This is a genomic window from Nitratireductor luteus, assembly GCF_026162365.1.
Lineage (GTDB): Bacteria > Pseudomonadota > Alphaproteobacteria > Rhizobiales > Rhizobiaceae > Chelativorans > Chelativorans luteus.
In genome coordinates this window covers 238,504-255,475 of sequence record NZ_JAOANW010000005.1, presented here as the reverse complement: position 1 = coordinate 255,475, position 16,972 = coordinate 238,504, and the positions used below count along the sequence as shown (strand labels likewise).

Here is a 16,972-nt window from a genome sequence, read left to right as displayed (position 1 = left end):
CTTGCGCTCGCTGTCGGTCAGTCATCAGGACTAGCCGCTTGCTCGAGCAACTCCTCCCGCGACAGCTGGAACCCGCTCTCGATCCAGCGGTTCTCAAGCGCTGACAGCATTTCCCCCATTTCCCTGCCGGGCTTGATGCCGCGGGCAATCAGGTCTTCGCCGCCGACCGGAAAGGCGGGCTTTTCCCAGTCTTTCAGAATATCGAGCAGGCGCCGGCAGCCGGCAGCGGCCATCAGTGCCTCGCCATCTTCTGCCGCTCTGGCGCGCGCACCTGTCAGCGCCAGCCGCAAGCGTGTCTCAAGACCCCGCGCGTCTGAACCGTAGAGCAGCTTTTCGAAGTCGCCGCGCTTCATCTGCGGGTCGGGCGTGGGCGACCGCGCCCAGGCGACGAGAATCGCGGCTTCGGCCTTGGACATGCGCAGCCTGGAAGCCATCGCTTCGAGGCGCGCGGCGTCCGGCGGGACCATCGCCATCAGCCGAAGCATGGGATCGACCGGCCAGCCCAGCGCCCTTTCCGTCTCGGCCAGCGGATGTATGCCGTCGATGCCCCATTTCTCGCTTTCGGGAAGAACGGCCGTCAGTACGCCCGTTTGCCGCATCCACAAGAGGGCGCGGGAAGGATCGGGCGCGGACAGGAGCTTCTTCAATTCGCTCCACACGCGCTCCGCCGAAAGCTCGGCCAGCCCGGCCCGCAGCCTGGTCGCTGCCTTCAGCCCCTCCGCATCGGGTCTGCCATCGCCATACCAGGCGAAGAAGCGGAAGAAGCGGAGGATGCGCAGATAGTCCTCGCGGATGCGCTGCTCGGCCTCGCCGATGAAGCGGAGCCTCCGGGCGGCGATGTCGTCCAGTCCGCCGACGAGATCGACCACGCGCCCGTCAGCCTCGGCATAAAGCGCATTGATGGTGAAGTCGCGCCGCTCCGCATCGCGCTTCCAGTCGGTACCGAAGACGACGCGCGCATGCCGGCCGAAGGTTTCCACATCGTCGCGCAGCGTGGTGACCTCGTAGGGTTTTCCGCTGGCCACGACGGTGATCGTGCCGTGCTCATAGCCTGTCGGAATTGCCTTGAAGCCGGCGGCCCTCGCCCGCGTGATGGTCTCATCGGGAGGCGTGGTGGTGGCGATATCGACATCGGTTACGCCCTGCCCCATCAGCGCGTTGCGCACCGCGCCGCCGGCAATCCGCGCCTCCTGCCCGCCCTGAGCAAGCGCGGCGAGCAGCGCCTGCAGACCCGGCTCGGCGAGCCAGGGAGCGCGTCCGGCAATGGTTTCCTCACTCATCGGCATAGAGCCTTTCATACAGCGTGCGCAGGATGCCGGCGGTAACACCCCATATGAAGCGATCACCGTAAGGCATTGTATAATAAAACCGTTCACGGCTTTGCCACAGGCGGCTTTCCCGGCGGTGATTGCCCGGGTCCATCAGGAAGGACAAGGGCACCTCGAAGGCCGCATCCACCTCGTCGGGATTGAGCTTCAACGAGAATCCGGGCCTCACGACGGAGAGCACCGGCCGGATGCGGTAGCCGCTTCCCGTGACATAGTCCGGCATACGGCCCACCACGTCGATGCGCTCCGGCTCAAGGCCGATCTCCTCCTCCGCCTCGCGCAGCGCCGCGTGTTCGGGCGAGACGTCGGTGGGGTCTATCCGCCCGCCTGGCAGCGCGATCTGCCCGGAATGGGCACGCAGCTTCTCGGCGCGCTGGGTCAGGATGAGCGTTGCCTCGTCGCCGTGATCGACCACGGGGACAAGCACCGCCGCATCGTGCAGCCCGTCGCGCACGATCATATGCTTCAGATCGGGGTTGAGGCGGTGGTCGCCATAGTCGTCGCCGTCCACGTCGGGATCCTGCGCGGCCGCGCGCCGGCGGAATTCCTGTGCCGAAAACGGAGGATGGATCAGCGCGTCAGTCATCCTGGCCGGCCAGCCTGTTCAGCCGGGAAACCGGCATTATGGGAAAAACAGTGCCTTGCGAGCGCACCGCGAACATGGCGACGCCGTCGACATCGATCTCCTCGCCGATGTCGATCATCTCATACATGACCGGCCGGGCCACCAGCGCCTCCAGCCGCCCGCGAACGGCCAGATATGGTTTCACGCCGCCCGTCGCCTCTTCCTCCACGAAACGCAGCCGGTGTTCGGGTCCGGCCTCCACCACGTCGCCCACATTGGTACGGAATGTGAGGGATTGATTCGCGCCAGCCCCGGAAACCGCCATCTCGACGGCTACGAAATGCGCGTCTTCGACGCGGATACCGACCTTTTCCACCGGTGTTACGAGATAGGTCTTGCCGTCCTCGTCCTTGCGCAGGACCGAGGAGAAAAGCTGCACCAGCGGCATACGGCCGATCGGCGTGCCCAGATAGAACCAGGTGCCGTCGCTTTTGATTTCCATATCCAGGTCGCCGCAAAAGGGCGGATCCCAGCGCTCTACGGGCGGTGCGCCCCGACCCGAGCGCGCCGCGCGCGCGATCAGAGCCTCCAGCCCGCTGGCATCCTGCATCTTGGAAAGTCTCGGATCGTTGCTCACATTCTTGTCGCTTTGCCTGTGCATGGTCACGAAATAGTCACTCTCAATCGGCTTGTCAGCCTCACGGAGTGATTTAAGCTTCTAGCAGAGCGCCGCCGCGATTTTCGCGTTTCCGGTCGCAAGGCGTCGTGGGCCAATGAGATTGGCACAAACGAGGGACGACAGCGCATGAGCATCATAGCCCGGGATCAGGATACGGCAGCCGGCAAGGTCGACGAGAAAAAACTGGTGGCGGAAGCCGAGGCTGCCCTTGGGGACATTGCCAAGGTGCGCGACGGCGTGGGGCGCGTCATTTTCGGTCAGGAGGCTGTGGTCGAGCGCACCATGGTGGCGATCCTCGCCGGCGGTCATGCACTGCTGGTGGGTGTGCCGGGGCTGGCCAAGACCAAGCTGGTGGAAACGCTGGGCGTGGTGCTGGGGCTCGACGCCCGCCGCATCCAGTTCACGCCCGACCTGATGCCATCGGACATTCTGGGCTCCGAGGTGATGGAGCAGGACAGCGAGGGAAAGCGCGGCTTCCGTTTCCTGCCCGGCCCGGTCTTCGCGCAGCTTCTGATGGCCGACGAGATCAACCGCGCGAGCCCGCGCACCCAGTCCGCGCTTCTTCAATCGATGCAGGAATATCACGTGACGGTGGCCGGCCACCGCCACGACCTGCCGAGCCCGTTCCATGTGCTGGCCACCCAGAACCCGCTGGAGCAGGAAGGGACATATCCCCTGCCCGAAGCCCAGCTGGACCGGTTCCTGATGCAGGTGGACATACTTTATCCCGAGATCGACGCGGAGCGGCGCATCCTTTTGGAAACCACCGGCATCAACGAGGCCAGGCCGGAAAACGTGCTGACGCCCGAGCGGCTTAAGCAGATTCAGCTTCTGATCCGCCGGATGCCGGTGCCCGACAGCGTGGTGGAGGCGATTCTGGCCCTCGTGCGCCTCGCCCGTCCAGGCCTCGGCCACCCTGAAACCGACCGCCATGTCGCCTGGGGCCCCGGCCCGCGCGCAAGCCAGGCACTGACCCTGTGCGCCCGCGCCCGCGCGCTTTACGACGGGCGGCTGGCGCCTTCCGTCGACGACGTGCGCGCACTTGCCGAACCCGTGCTCCAGCACCGCATGGCGCTCACCTTCGCCGCCCGCGCCGAGGGCATGAGCGTGCGCGATGTGATTGCGCGGCTCGTCAAGGCGCTCGGCTGATGGCCGGCCCGAAGAGACGCTGATGGCCAGGCTGGGCGAAGCCACCTCCCCTGCAGCCACCCCGGATGTGGTGGCGCGCGCAAGGGCGCGGGCTGCGCTCGTCCCGGACCTGCTGGTGGAGGCTCGCCGGGTCGCCAACAACGTGATCGCCGGCTGGCACGGCCGACGCCAGCGCGGCATCGGGGAAAATTTCTGGCAGTTCCGCCCCTATGTCGAAGGCGAAGCCGTCGCTCGGATCGACTGGCGGCGCTCGGCCCGCGACGAACATCTTTATGTGCGCGACCGGGAATGGGAAGCAGCGCACACCGTCTGGCTGTGGGCCGATAAATCCGCATCGATGCTCTACAAGTCCGCCCACGCGGACGTTTCCAAGGAATCGCGTGCGCTCGTGCTGATCTTCGCACTGGCCGAGCTCCTGTCGCGCAGCGGCGAACGCATCGCCTGGCCGGGCCTCACTGACCCCTTCTCCACGCGCAATGGCGCCGAACGCCTGGCCCAGCACCTTGGCCATGCGCCCGAGCAGGGCGACAAGCCGGACCTGACGCCGGTGCGCCGCTTCTCCGACGTGGTGCTGGCCGGCGATTTCCTGGATACGCCCGACGAAACCATGCGCTGGCTCGACACGCTGGCCCGCACCGGAGCGCGCGCGCATCTGATCGAGATAGCCGACCCGGCGGAAGAGAATTTTCCCTATTCCGGCCGCACCGAATTCCGCGATCCCGAGACGGGCGAGAAGCTGACGGCCGGGCGTGCCGAGACGCTGGGTGACGATTACCGCCAGCTCTACCTCGCCCGCCGTGAGACGCTTTCCCGCTGGTGCAAGAAGCTCGGCTGGAGCTATACGGTGAACCACACCGACCGGCTGGCATCGGAAGCGCTGATAGCGGTTCATCTTGCCATGACCGCAGAGACAGGCGTTGGGACGGGTGCACAGACGGGCGTCGGGCGATGAATTTCCTGCCCCTCTCCTTTGGCGCGCCGATGGTCCTGTGGGGTCTCCTTGCCCTGCCCGTCATCTGGTGGCTGCTGCGTCTGACGCCGCCCAAGCCGCAGACGGAGACGTTTCCGCCGCTGAAAATATTGGCGCGGGTGCTGCGCAAGGAAGAGACGCCCCACAAGAGCCCGTGGTGGCTGACGCTGCTGCGCCTGCTGCTGGCCGCGCTGGTCATCCTGGCGCTGGCCGACCCGGTGTTCAATCCGCGCGAAAAAATCGCCGTCGAGGGCCAGGCGCTGGCCATCGTGATGGACAACGGCTGGAACGCTGCGCCCGATTGGGAACGCCGGGTGGCGACGGCTGAAAGGCTGATCGTCGATGCAAAGGAAAGCGATGTGCCAGTGGTGCTCGCATTGACCGCCGAGAAACCGGCGCAGGACATCGGCCCGTTCAATGCCGATACGGCGCTGGAGCGGCTGAACGCGGCCGAGCCGAGGCCGGTTCCGACCGACCGGCTTTCGGTCTATGCGCGGGTGGCCGATGCGCTGGAGAACCTGCCCGGCGCGACGCTAGCCGTGCTGGCGGACGGGCTGGCGGGCGATGAGGACGAGGCGGCGTTCGAAACGCTTTTGGCAGTGCAGCTTTCCGATCTGCTGTGGATCGCGCCGCAGGGTCTTTCCACCGTCGCCTTGACCGACACCGCCAACGAGCCGGAACGTTTCCTCGTCAAGGCCGTGCGCGGGCCGGATGCCGCCGCGCCCCGGCAGTTGATCGCATACGCCTCCGACGAGAAGGGGCGGCGCATCGCCGAGACGACGATCGCCTTCGGTCCCGGCGCGCGCGAAGCGGAAGGCGAGATGCGCGTGCCATTCGAACTGCGCAACGACTTCGCCACCGTCGCTCTGGAAGGCGAGAACCATGCAGGCGCGCTGCGGGTGTTGGACGAGAATGCCCGCCGGCGCCGCATCGGCCTGTTGTCGCAGAACGAGGGCGACAGGGCGCAGCCCCTGCTCTCTCCGCTCTACTATATCCGCAGGGCTCTCTCCCCCTTCGCAGACCTGATCGAACCTTCCAACCCGGCGCTGACGGAGGCTATTCCCGAGCTTCTGGAGCAGAAGCCGGCGGCAATCATCATGGCCGACGTGGGCACCTTGCCGGATTCGGCCCGTCAAAGCCTGATCGAATGGATGGAAAACGGCGGTACGCTGATCCGGTTCGCCGGCCCGCGCGTGGCGGCCGCCGGCAATGACGAAACGCTGTTGCCGGTACGGCTGCGCGTGGGCGAGCGCTCGCTGGGCGGAGCCCTTTCCTGGTCGGAACCGCAGCCGGTGGCCGAATTTCCCGCCAGCGGACCGTTTTCCGACCTTACCCCGCCGCGCGACGTTGCCGTCAACCGGCAGATTCTGGCCGAACCCTCGCCGGATATCGTCGAGCGCACATGGGCCAATCTGGCCGACGGAACCCCGCTCGTTACCGGTGCTGCGCGTGGCGATGGACGGGTCATCCTGTTCCATGTCACGCCCGAGGCAACGTGGTCGAACCTGCCCATTTCAGGAAGTTTCGTCGAAATGCTCCGGCGCATCGTGCAATTGTCGCGCAACCAGGGCAGCCTGACCTCGGAAACCGAGGATGATGCGGGGCGGCTCGCGCCTTACCGCATGATTTCGGCCAGCGGGGCGCTTGTGCCGCCGGGCCCGGAGGCCGAGCCGCTGGCTGCCGGGCAGACGCCGCGCGTCAGCCTTGAAAACCCGCCAGGGCTATACGGTTCGGAAGAAGGCGTGATCGCGCACAATCTGCTGCCGGCCGATGCCACGCTGCAGGGTCTTGCCCGCCCGCAGGCGCCGGTGGCCACGCAAACACTGCGCTACGCCTTCGACACGTCACGGCCGCTCAAGGGACCGCTGATGGCTGCCGCCCTTGCGCTGCTCGCGCTGGATACGCTCGCCGTACTTTGGTTGGGCGGCATGATGCCCGGCCGACGCGGGCGGCGTGCGGCAACAGCCACCGTCGCAGCTTTCACCATGGGTCTGGCCCTGGCCGCGGCACCCGACGCCGCGCGCGCTCAAAGCCCGCAGCCGCAAGATGCCGAAGCGATCGCCGCTATCTCCGCAACGCGCATCGCCTATGTGGTGACCGGCGTTTCGTCGGTGGATGCTGTCAGCCGCGCCGGCATCACCGGCCTGTCGCGCTTTCTGGCGGACAAGACGGCGCTGGAGCCGGGCGAACCGGCCGCCGTCGATATCGCCGCGGACGAATTGTCATTCTATCCGCTGATCTACTGGCCGATCTCCACCGATGCGCCCATGCCGACCGAGGACGCAATCGCCCGCATCGACGCCTATATGCAGGAAGGCGGAACCGTGCTTTTCGATACGCGCGACCAGTATTCTTCAGGCTTCGGTTCCACGGGTTCCGTAAGCCCGGAGACCCAGCGTCTGCGCGACATCCTGTCGGGCCTCAACGTTCCGCCCCTGGAGCCGGTACCGGACGACCATGTGCTGACCAAGGCCTTCTACATTCTGTCGGAGTTTCCGGGCCGCTACCGGGGCAGCCAGCTATGGGTCGAGGCTTCGCTCAACGCCCCCACCCGCACGGACCGGCCGGTGCGCACCGGCGACGGCGTGAGCCCGATCATGATCACCGGCAACGATCTGGCCGGCGCCTGGGCCATCGACGAGCAGGGGCAGCCCCTGCTGCCGACCGTGCCTTCCGACCCGCTGCAGCGCGTCTACGCCCTGCGCGCGGGGGTGAACATCATGATGTACATGCTGACGGGCAACTACAAATCCGACCAGGTGCACGTGCCCGTGCTGCTCGAACGGCTGGGGCAATAGCGATGTTCGGGATGCTTGCAACAGGTTGCTTCGAGCCAACCGGATGCCCAGTTCCAAGGTCCGTGCCATGAACTGGTCGCTCAGCTTCGAACCGCTCTTTTCCTGGTCCATACTCGCGGCGATGCTGGTGCCGCTGGCGCTTCTGGTTCTCGTCGGCCTTTTCCTGCGTCAGCGCGGCGCGCTTTTCCGCACCGCGGCGCTGGCGGCACTTGCGCTGGCGCTCATCAACCCGGTGCTGCTGGACGAAGAGCGCGAGCCGCTGAAAAGCGTGGTCGCCCTGATTGTCGACGAAAGCCAGAGCCAGGATATCGGCGACCGGGCGGAAACGACCCGCCAGGCAGCCGAGGAGATCCGCGGCAGGCTGGAACGGCTGAACCGGTTCGAGGTGCGCATGGTGGAAGCCGGCCGCGGCGAGGCGGCCGAGGAGCGCGTCGACACACGGCTTTTCGGAGCGCTGGAAAGCGCGCTGCGCGACGTGCCGCCCTCGCGCGTGGCCGGCTCCATCATGATCACCGACGGCCAGGTGCACGACGTGCCGCGGAACGCCACGGGTCTTTCCGGCCCGCTTCACGCGCTGATCACCGGCGAGGAGGGCGAGAAGGACCGCCGCATCCGCTTCGAGCGCGCACCGCGCTTCGGCATCGTCGACAAGCCGCTGGAGATGACCTATCGCGTACTTGCTTCCGACGATGCAAGCGGTACGGTGGAGGTCGAGGTCTTCGTCAATGGCGAGCTTGCCTTGATCGAGCAGGCCGTCATCGGCCAGGAAATGCCGCTCGAGGTGACGATACCCAATGCCGGGCGGAACATCGTGCAGCTCTCCATCGAGCCGCAGGAAGACGAACTGACGGAGACCAACAACAAGGCGATAGCGCTCGTCGACGGCATCCGCGAGAACCTGCGTGTACTGCTGGTCTCCGGCGAGCCGCATTCGGGCGAGCGCACATGGCGCAATCTGTTGAAATCGGATGCTTCGGTGGATCTCGTCCATTTCACCATCCTGCGCCCGCCGGAGAAGCAGGACGGCACGCCCATCAACGAATTGTCGCTGATCGCCTTTCCCACGCGCGAGCTGTTCGTGGAAAAGATCGAGGATTTCGACCTGATCATCTTCGACCGCTACCAGCACCGGGACGTGCTGCCGATACTCTATTACGACTACATTGCCGAATATGTGGAAAATGGCGGTGCAGTGCTGATAGCCGCGGGACCGGAATTCGCCGGCAGCCAGTCGATCGCCCATACGCCGCTAATTTCGGCTCTGCCGGCGCTGCCGAGCGGCGATGTCGTGGAGGAAGGTTACTATCCGCGTCTGAGCGACACGGGCAAACGCCACCCCGTGACGCGCGGCCTCGACGGCGCGGCGACCGAGCCGCCCGGATGGAGCCGCTGGTTCCGGATCGTCGGCATCGACCGGCCGGACGGACAGGTCGTCATGCAGGGACCGGACGACCGGCCGCTTCTCCTTCTTTCCCGCAGGGGCGAAGGCCGCGTCGGCATGTTCATGTCGGACCAGGGCTGGCTGTGGGCGCGCGGCTTCGAGGGCGGCGGCCCCTATGTATCGCTGTACCGCCGGATAGCCCACTGGCTGATGAAGGAGCCGGACCTGGAAGAGGAACGGCTGATCGCCGATGGGCGCGGCATGACCCTCGACATAACCCGGCAGACGATGGCGGATGAAGCTGGCCCGGCCACCGTCACCGCGCCCTCCGGTGCGCAACGGGAAATCCCGTTGTCCGAGACAAGCCCCGGCCTGTTCAGGGGTTCGATGGATGCGGATGAGATCGGCCTTTACGAAGTGACCAATGGCGAATTGAGCGCGCTTGCTCATGTCGGGCCGGTCAACGCGCCGGAATTCGCCGACACCGTTTCGACCGGCGAAATCCTGGAGCCCATCGCCGAAGCCAGCGGCGGCAGCGTGCGCCGGCTCTCCGCCGAACTGCCCAACATCGTTCCCGTGCGCAATTCCATATCCAGCGCCGCCGGCCGCGACTGGCTCGGCCTCAAGACCACCAATGACAGCGTGCTGAAATCCGTGCGCCGCGTCCCGCTATTCGCGGGCTTCCTGGGGCTGGGGCTTCTGCTGCTGGCGCTGGGCGGCATGTGGTGGCGCGAGGGGCGGTAACGCATCGCTAGCCTCAGGCGGCTCAAGCCGTGGCGCTGGAGGTGAGACCGGGTCTCGTTTCGGCCCCGAGCAAATCAGCATGCCGCATCTCGCCGGTGAGCGCGGCCCTCGCGCCTTCCTTCAGCTCTGCGGCCAGGAGGCGGTTGGGATCGACCGGGCGCGGCATCGACAGTTGCCCGTACGGCATGCGCTTGAAGCCTAGAGGCCCGTAATAGGGCTCATCGCCAACGAGCACCACGACGCCCTCGCCCGCTTCCCGCGCGGCATCCAGCGCGATGGCCACGAGCTTGCGGCCGATGCCCTTGTTCTTGTAGGCGGGACGGACTGCGAGCGGCCCGAGGAGCAGTCCCCGGCCCTGTCCCGCCACGATGCGGGTCAGGCGGACGGAGCCGATGACGGTGTCCTGATGGGTGGCGACGAAGGAGAGCGCGCGTTCATGCGGTCCGCCTTCACGGATCTTATAGGCGGCGCGGGCGAACCGGCCGGGACCGAAGGCCTCGGCGTTGATCTCTTCGATTTCAGCGTCGTGCGCCGGCTCTTCCGGCAGGTAGCAAATGTCGGCAAGGGACATGAAACGGATTCCGGTGGGTCGAAAGGATACGGCGGCCCGGCCAGGCCGAGCCCGCGCGCATTACGCGCATCAAGCCTTTCGTCGTCGCTCCACGCGGAACAGGATCATTTCTTCAAACGCTCCGATTTCGGAAAATTCCGCTAGCACCAATCGCCGGGCCCGTCCACGCTTTTTGAAGGAGCGAGGGCATTTTCCGCGCGGTTGACGATCCGTTCAGGAAACCGCGCTTGGCCTTTGGCACCCGATCCCTACATTGGTGCCTGATTGATAAGGAGACGGTGAATGGGATTGCTTGTCGACGGCGTTTGGCACGATCAGTGGTACGATACATCCAAATCTGGCGGCCGCTTTGAACGGTCGAAGTCGCAGTTCGGCGATTTCGTGACGAAGGACGGCACGCCGGCAGAAGGCCGCGAGCGGGGCTTCAAGGCCGAGCCCGGCCGCTATCACCTTTACGTCTCCCTCGCCTGCCCGTGGGCACATCGCACGCTGATCTTCCGCAAGCTGAAAAAGCTCGAAGACGTGATCTCGGTTTCCGTGGTCCATCACTTCATGGGCGAGAACGGCTGGACGTTCGAAAAGGACGAGGCCGCCACCGGCGACGACCTCTACGGCGCCGATTTCCTTCGCCAGATATATACCAGGGCCGACCCCAAATACTCGGGCCGGGTGACGGTACCGGTGCTGTGGGACAAGAAGACGGAGACCATCGTCTCCAACGAATCCGCCGAAATCATCCGCATGCTGAACGAAGCTTTCGACGAATGGGGCGATGCCTCGCTGGATTTCTATCCGCCGCCGCTGCGCAAGAAGATCGACGCCGTTAACGAGCTGGTCTACGAGAACATCAACAACGGCGTGTACAAGGCCGGCTTCGCCACCACCCAGGAAGCCTATGAAGAAGCCTTCGACGCCCTGTTCGACGCGCTGGACAAGGTGGAGGACATGCTTTCGCGCCAGCGTTATCTGGCGGGAGAACAGCTTACGGAAGCGGACTGGCGGCTGTTCACCACGCTGGTGCGGTTCGATCCGGTCTATGTCGGCCACTTCAAATGCAATCTGCGCCGCATCGCCGACTACCCGAACCTCTCCAATTATCTGCGGGAGCTCTACCAGGTGCCGGGCGTCTCCGAGACGGTGAACCTGCGCCACATCAAGTCGCATTATTACGGCAGCCACACCACCATCAATCCGACAGGGGTCGTGCCGAAGGGACCGGAGTTGCACTACAACGCGCCGCACAATCGGGAGAGGCTGGCGAAGGCCGCATAGCGCGGACGCTCCTCACCAATCTTGTGAAACCGCAGCCCCTTCGAAGATTTCCGCCAGCCGCCGGCGCGTCGCAGCCGTTATGCCGTCCGGCAGCGCGTCCAGCGGAAAGAACCGCGCCTCGGCGATTTCGCGGTCGGGCACATGCGATCCGTTCTGCCGGAACCGCGTCACCAGATAGACCGCGACATGGTCGCGGCGGCTGGACTGCCGGTTAAAGTGCAGCGAGCGCAGGACAGGCTGGGCCAGGAGCTCGATATTGCCCTCCTCCTCCAGTTCCCGCGTCAATGCCTGCTCGAAGGTCTCGCCCACTTCGACGCCGCCGCCAGGCAACTGCCAGCCGGCGACATAGGTGTGGCGGATCAACAGGACCGAACGCGCCTCCTCGTCGAAGACCACGCCCCTGGCGCCGAGCGTCATGGGACGGCGCAGCAGGAACCACAGATGAAACAGCCTGACGCGCAGCCGCATCTTTTCCGCGGGCAGGGGATTGGGCTTGTGCTTCATGAGGTCTCCATGGGCTGGAAAGCGCTAGGGTGCGTCCTCAATCATCGTCTTTTGGGCTGCAAACAGCCATTTTCTGCGCTTCCGGTGCTCACGTACTTAAAGTACGCTCCGCTCCGGTTCTCAAAAACAGCCGTTTTCGGCTCAAATCCGACAATTGATGACACACCCTAGACCGGTCCTCTAAAGAAGACTCATGTTTCGCCTGGCACATTTTTCCGACATCCATCTGGGTCCGCTGCCCGACATATCCTATCGCGAACTCGCCTCAAAGCGGATAACCGGCTACATCAACTGGCGCCGCAACCGCCGGTTCAGCCTGGATCACGGCATCATCGACCTCATCACTACGGACATGCTGGCGGCAGCCCCGGACCACATCGCACTGACCGGCGATCTGGTCAATCTGGCTCTCGACAGGGAAATCGAACTGGCGAAGCTGTGGCTGGAGGGATTGGGCGATCCGAAGGACATATCGGTGGTGCCGGGCAACCACGATGCCTATGTTCCGGGCGCGCTGAAGCGGGCCTGCCGCGCATGGGCGCCGTTCATGACCGGCGATCGTTCTCCGCCGCCAACGGGCAGGCGCGGCTTTCCCTATATGCGGGTGCGGGGGACGGTGGCAATGATCGGCCTATCCTCGGCCCGCGCCACGGCGCCTTTTCTGGCCAGCGGCCATTTCTCCGACGGGCAGGCGCGAAAGCTCGCGGCCCTGCTGGACGAGGCGCGCGAGCGCGGCCTGTTCCGCGTCGTCATGATCCACCATCCGCCCGTGCGCGGCGCAACCCATGCCGCCAAACGGCTCTACGGCATTTCGCGCTTTCAGAAGATCGTGCGCCGCCACGGCGCGGAACTGGTCCTGCACGGGCATACGCATGTGGCGACCGTGCACCGGATCGACGGACCCGGCGGGCCGGTACCCGTCGTCGGCGTCGCGGCCGCGGGACAGGCCGACGGCAGCGCCAAGACGCCGGCGCACTACAACCTTTTCGAGATCGATGGTGCGGCTGGAAACTGGCAACTGCGCTTCACCCGGCGCGGGATATCCAGCGGCGAAGAAATCGGCGATATCTCGTCATTAACGCTGTATTGAGGCGCCTACCCGGTAGCTGGCAGGCACGTTTTACCCACGCAACGACTTCCGCCTGCGCCAGAAAAACAGGCAGGCACCGGTGATAGCTGCCAGCACAGCCAGCCCAAACGACAGCATGCCGATAACTGCGAAGCCAAATCCGGGCTCATGCAGGATTCCGTCGCCATCCACGTACGAACCCATAACGGCAGCAACACCGAACATCCCGCCACCTACAATGATCAAAAACAGGGCGATCCAAAATAAACCATTCACACGAAATCCTTTCCGCATGCCTCAACAGCTGCACGGCCTGATAAAAAACGCCCCACACTCAGCGCATACGCAGCGATCGTGTCAAAAACTTGCGGCAAAAATGGCCACGAGCATCTGGCGCTAAAAGGGATTGAGCTCCTGAAACCGCTCGGTCATGGAGAAAAGGACAGAGCCGGCGCCGACGATGCCACCGAGGATGACCAACAGCAGGCCGCTGAAAAACGCCCTCCAGCGGCTCGGCTTCGCCTCATCCGGCTTTTGCGCTTCGTCGGTCTGTCCGCGCGGCAGGACTTCGATATCGCCTTCTATACGGCGCTGGCGTTCCACCATTCTCTCAGCGATATAGCGTGTCACCTGATCGGCAACCGGCTGCATGTCGGCCGATTCCGCGAGTACCTGGCGGCCAAGCCGCGTGTCGCACAGGAAGCGGTATGTGCGCCGGTCGCGCGCCATGGCGACATGCGCAACGGCATCGATCCACAGACGCGGCTGCTCGCCGTTGGAGATCACGAAGTCGAAGCTCGGATCGTCTTCCGGGACGTCGGCGAAAACCGGCTGCAGTTCCTGGGCGAGAAGCTCCAGGCGTGTATGGCTCGCCTCACGCATCTCGACCACGACATCCTCGCGATCGGCGGCGGCGTTCTTCATGTCGCGAATGACACTGGAAAGCCTGCGCACATTCTCGGCAGGCGCGACCTTCTGGCCAGCCTCACTCATAAGCGATCCTCCAGATCGGGAACACAGTTAACTTACCGTTAACATGGGCTGGAGGTAAAATCATCACGTTTTGTTCCGCTCTCGCACGGCAAGGTAAATGCAACAAATTCAATGCGATTGGCAGGCGTCTTTGAATCAGTTTCGGCAGACCGCGAATTGCAGGATGCGTGCCATGTCAGCGGGCGCTTCCTCCGGCAGCATATGGCCGAGACCGGGGAAGAAGTGGCGGGCGAACAGGGGCGGCAGATCGTCCGACTGCCGCGCCGGCAGAACGGCGTCGAACCCGCCCCACACGACCCGCACCGGCAGATCGAGCCCGGCCAGCCCGTCGCGCGGCAGGGTTCCCTGGCTGCCTTCCCCGGCGATCATCTGCCAGATGCGGCGGAGCATAGAGATCTGGTCCGGCAGCGCACGCATGGTCATTGCAGCTTCGACGACATCGGACGGGATCGCGCAATCCGGGCCCGACATCATGGCAAGGCAGGCCTCAACCTCCTCGGCGGATCGGGCTTCTGCGTAGCTTTTAAGCAGCGGCGCGTTGATTTCCGGACCGAAACCGCCCGGAGCAAACAGCGTCAGCGAAGCCACCTGTCCGGGCGCGCGCATGGCGATCAGCGTGGCGACGGCGCCGCCGAAGGAATGACCCGCGAGATGGAACCGCCCGCAGCCCCGTGCCTGCAGGTCGGCGGCGATCGCCCGGGCGGCGACGGGTGCGGGACCGGCGTCGGGAAAGTCCAGCGAGCCGCCGTGGCCCGGCAGGTCGTAGGCCAGCACGCGCGTGCCCTGGCCGAGCGCCGCGACGACCTGGTTCCAGGCCCGGTGCGTGCCGCCGAAGCCGTGGAGGAGGACGAGCGGTTCGCCCTCCCCGCCCGTCTCCCGAACGGCAAGGCCCATCAGCCGACGATCCTGTTGGCGGCGGAGACCACGGCTTCGAGCGAGGCCGTCACGATGTTCGTGTTCATGCCGACGCCGAAAAGCTTTCCGCCCGGGTGCTCCACCTCCATGTAGCAAACGGCCGCCGCATCCGCGCCGCGCTGCAGGGAATGTTCGGAATAGTCGAGGACCGACATCTCCACGCCGACATGGCTGGAGAGCGCGTTGATGAAGCCGTCGACCGGTCCCGTGCCGGAACCCTTGATCGTCTTCTCCACGCCATTGTCGAGGATGGTGGCCTCGACGATCCGCCTTCCCTTCGCGCTGGTGTCGGGAAAGGTCTGGTGGTCGACGAATTTGAGCCGGGCGCCCGGCTGGTCGACATAAAGCTCCATGAACCGCTCATGGATGCGCTTCGACGGTAGTTCCTTGCCTTCGGTGTCGGTGATCTCCTGAATGTCCTCGCGGAATTCCACCTGCAGGTTGCGCGGCAGGTTGAGCCCGTAATCGGCCTGGAGAATATAGGCGATGCCGCCCTTTCCGGACTGTGAATTGATGCGGATGATGGCCTCATAGGAGCGCCCGACATCCTGCGGATCGATGGGCAGATAGGGCACTTCCCACTGCGGCTTGTTGGCCGCCTTGATGGCCTTCATGCCTTTGTTAATCGCATCCTGGTGGGAACCAGAAAACGCGGTGTAGACCAGTTCGCCCACATAGGGGTGGCGCTCGGGAATGCGCAGCTGGTTGCAGTGCTCGTAGACATCCTTCATGCGGTTGATGTCCGAGCAGTCGAGCATCGGATCGACGCCCTGGGTGTACATGTTGAGCGCCAGCGTGACGAGGTCGACATTGCCGGTGCGCTCGCCATTGCCAAAAAGCGTGCCCTCCACGCGGTCGGCGCCCGCCATCAGGGCAAGCTCGGTGGCCGCGATGCCGGTGCCCCGGTCGTTATGGGGGTGGATAGACAGGATGATGCAGTCCCGCCGGTCGAGATTGCGGTGCATCCACTCGAACTGGTCGGCATGCACATTGGGCGTCGACATCTCGACGGTCGCCGGCAGGTTGAGGATCAGCTTGTTTTCCGGCGTCGGATCGATGATCTCGGTCACGGCATTGCAGATTTCCAGCGCCACCTCGAGCTCCGTGCCGGTGAAGCTTTCCGGCGAATATTCGAAACGGTAGCCGCCGCCGGCCTTTGCCGCCATGTCGGCCACCATCTTGGCCGCATCCGTGGCGATCTGCTTGATGCCGGCGACATCCTTGCCGAACACGACGCGACGCTGCAACTCGCTGGTGGAATTGTAAAAGTGGACGATCGGGCGCCTGGCCCCTTCGAGCGCTTGGAAAGTGCGCGAGATGAGCTCCGGCCGGCACTGCACCAGCACCTGGAGCGATACGTCATCGGGAACGCCGCCTTCCTCGATGGCCCACCGGGTGAAATCGAAATCGGTCTGGGACGCGGAAGGAAAGCCGATCTCGATTTCCTTGAACCCCATGTCGAGCAGCAGGCCGAACATGCGCGCCTTGCGCTCGTGGCCCATCGGATCGATGAGCGCCTGATTGCCGTCGCGCAGGTCCACGGAGCACCAGATCGGAGCCTTCTCTATGCGCTTGCCCGGCCAGGTCCGGTCGGGAAGGTCGACCAAGGGATATGGCTGATATTTGCGCGGCGCGTCAGGCATGCCCTTGTGGCCCGCGCGCATGTTGGAATTGTCGTTATTTGCGTCCATCTTGTCACTCCCGGCGGCCGCGGGTTTGGTCTACCGCACAGGCTCGCCTGTCAAGGCTGCATCTCAGGTTTTCGGCTGGAAGGAGCAGGGAAAGCCACGCGGCGACATCGATCGCCGAGCGCCCCTTCAGCGGACCCGGCGATCGCCGATAAGACCGAGAAGTAGCAGGCTGGAGCTGAACGCACGCGCCGTCGCGCCGATGAAAACGGCGGTCGGACTGGCAAAATTGTTGCGATCGGCATGGGACATGACGGGTTCAATAGCCCACGCTGCGGCAAGGTGCAAGAGCCGGTTGACATGGGTACGTTCAATCAGTATTTAACCAACTAGTTAATTAACCAAG

General features: G+C 64.7%; 15 protein-coding genes. 6 read left to right on the top strand and 9 right to left on the bottom strand.

Features of this window, described 5'->3' with window-relative positions:
• Positions 1-17: 17 nt before the first annotated feature.
• Genes N1058_RS08155 through N1058_RS08145 form a run of 3 tightly spaced genes read right to left on the bottom strand, consistent with a single transcriptional unit; the run spans position 18 to position 2,503 of the window.
• The gene (locus N1058_RS08155) at positions 18-1,280 is read right to left on the bottom strand and encodes a CCA tRNA nucleotidyltransferase (RefSeq protein ID WP_265517004.1); all 1,263 of its coding nucleotides are present in this window, start codon (positions 1,278-1,280) and stop codon (positions 18-20) included.
• Entirely contained in the window at positions 1,273-1,914 is a 642-nt protein-coding gene (locus N1058_RS08150) for a CoA pyrophosphatase (protein WP_265517003.1), read from the bottom strand. Before N1058_RS08150 ends, N1058_RS08155 begins: the two co-directional genes overlap by 8 nt.
• Entirely contained in the window at positions 1,907-2,503 is a 597-nt protein-coding gene (locus tag N1058_RS08145) for a DUF1285 domain-containing protein (RefSeq protein WP_476739407.1), read from the bottom strand. The genes N1058_RS08150 and N1058_RS08145 overlap by 8 nt, the downstream gene beginning before the upstream one ends.
• 195 nt (positions 2,504-2,698) lie before the next feature.
• Here N1058_RS08145 and N1058_RS08140 point away from each other — a divergent pair, with 195 nt between their 5' ends.
• The 4 genes from N1058_RS08140 to N1058_RS08125 all read left to right on the top strand — a co-directional run bounded on the left by N1058_RS08140 (position 2,699) and on the right by N1058_RS08125 (position 9,614).
• Positions 2,699-3,721 (top strand): AAA family ATPase, encoded by a 1,023-nt coding sequence (locus N1058_RS08140; protein WP_265517002.1) that lies wholly within the window; start codon positions 2,699-2,701, stop codon positions 3,719-3,721.
• 22 nt (positions 3,722-3,743) lie between these two features.
• The gene (locus tag N1058_RS08135) at positions 3,744-4,673 is read left to right on the top strand and encodes a DUF58 domain-containing protein (protein WP_265517001.1); all 930 of its coding nucleotides are present in this window, start codon (positions 3,744-3,746) and stop codon (positions 4,671-4,673) included.
• Positions 4,670-7,489: a DUF4159 domain-containing protein gene (locus N1058_RS08130; protein WP_265517000.1), complete on the top strand. Its 2,820-nt coding sequence runs from the start codon at positions 4,670-4,672 to the stop codon at positions 7,487-7,489. The genes N1058_RS08135 and N1058_RS08130 overlap by 4 nt, the downstream gene beginning before the upstream one ends.
• Positions 7,490-7,556: 67 nt before the next feature.
• Positions 7,557-9,614, top strand: coding sequence for a glutamine amidotransferase (locus tag N1058_RS08125; RefSeq protein WP_265517159.1), 2,058 nt, complete (start codon positions 7,557-7,559; stop codon positions 9,612-9,614).
• A 22-nt stretch (positions 9,615-9,636) separates the two neighbouring features.
• Here the strand turns inward: N1058_RS08125 and N1058_RS08120 are convergent, their stop codons facing one another.
• The gene (locus N1058_RS08120) at positions 9,637-10,185 is read right to left on the bottom strand and encodes a GNAT family N-acetyltransferase (protein ID WP_265516999.1); all 549 of its coding nucleotides are present in this window, start codon (positions 10,183-10,185) and stop codon (positions 9,637-9,639) included.
• A gap of 282 nt (positions 10,186-10,467) precedes the next feature.
• Between N1058_RS08120 and N1058_RS08115 the strand changes: the two genes are divergently transcribed.
• Positions 10,468-11,457 (top strand): glutathione S-transferase family protein, encoded by a 990-nt coding sequence (locus tag N1058_RS08115; RefSeq protein ID WP_265516998.1) that lies wholly within the window; start codon positions 10,468-10,470, stop codon positions 11,455-11,457.
• Positions 11,458-11,469: 12 nt separating this feature from the next.
• Here N1058_RS08115 and N1058_RS08110 read toward each other — a convergent pair whose 3' ends face one another.
• Positions 11,470-11,961: an NUDIX domain-containing protein gene (locus N1058_RS08110; protein WP_265516997.1), complete on the bottom strand. Its 492-nt coding sequence runs from the start codon at positions 11,959-11,961 to the stop codon at positions 11,470-11,472.
• A gap of 193 nt (positions 11,962-12,154) precedes the next feature.
• Between N1058_RS08110 and N1058_RS08105 the strand changes: the two genes are divergently transcribed.
• Entirely contained in the window at positions 12,155-13,051 is an 897-nt protein-coding gene (locus N1058_RS08105; protein WP_265516996.1) for a metallophosphoesterase family protein, read from the top strand.
• Between the two features lie 30 nt (positions 13,052-13,081).
• Here the strand turns inward: N1058_RS08105 and N1058_RS08100 are convergent, their stop codons facing one another.
• From N1058_RS08100 to leuA, 4 genes are all read right to left on the bottom strand, one after another.
• Complete coding sequence (locus N1058_RS08100) at positions 13,082-13,306, bottom strand: DUF3955 domain-containing protein (protein ID WP_265516995.1); 225 nt, start codon at positions 13,304-13,306, stop codon at positions 13,082-13,084.
• Between the two features lie 120 nt (positions 13,307-13,426).
• Positions 13,427-14,023, bottom strand: a complete 597-nt coding sequence (locus tag N1058_RS08095) for a hypothetical protein (RefSeq protein ID WP_265516994.1) — start codon at positions 14,021-14,023, stop codon at positions 13,427-13,429.
• 135 nt (positions 14,024-14,158) lie between these two features.
• Complete coding sequence (locus N1058_RS08090) at positions 14,159-14,917, bottom strand: alpha/beta fold hydrolase (RefSeq protein ID WP_265516993.1); 759 nt, start codon at positions 14,915-14,917, stop codon at positions 14,159-14,161.
• Positions 14,917-16,581, bottom strand: coding sequence for a 2-isopropylmalate synthase (gene leuA, locus N1058_RS08085; protein WP_265517158.1), 1,665 nt, complete (start codon positions 16,579-16,581; stop codon positions 14,917-14,919). Before leuA ends, N1058_RS08090 begins: the two co-directional genes overlap by 1 nt.
• Positions 16,582-16,972 lie beyond the last annotated feature (391 nt).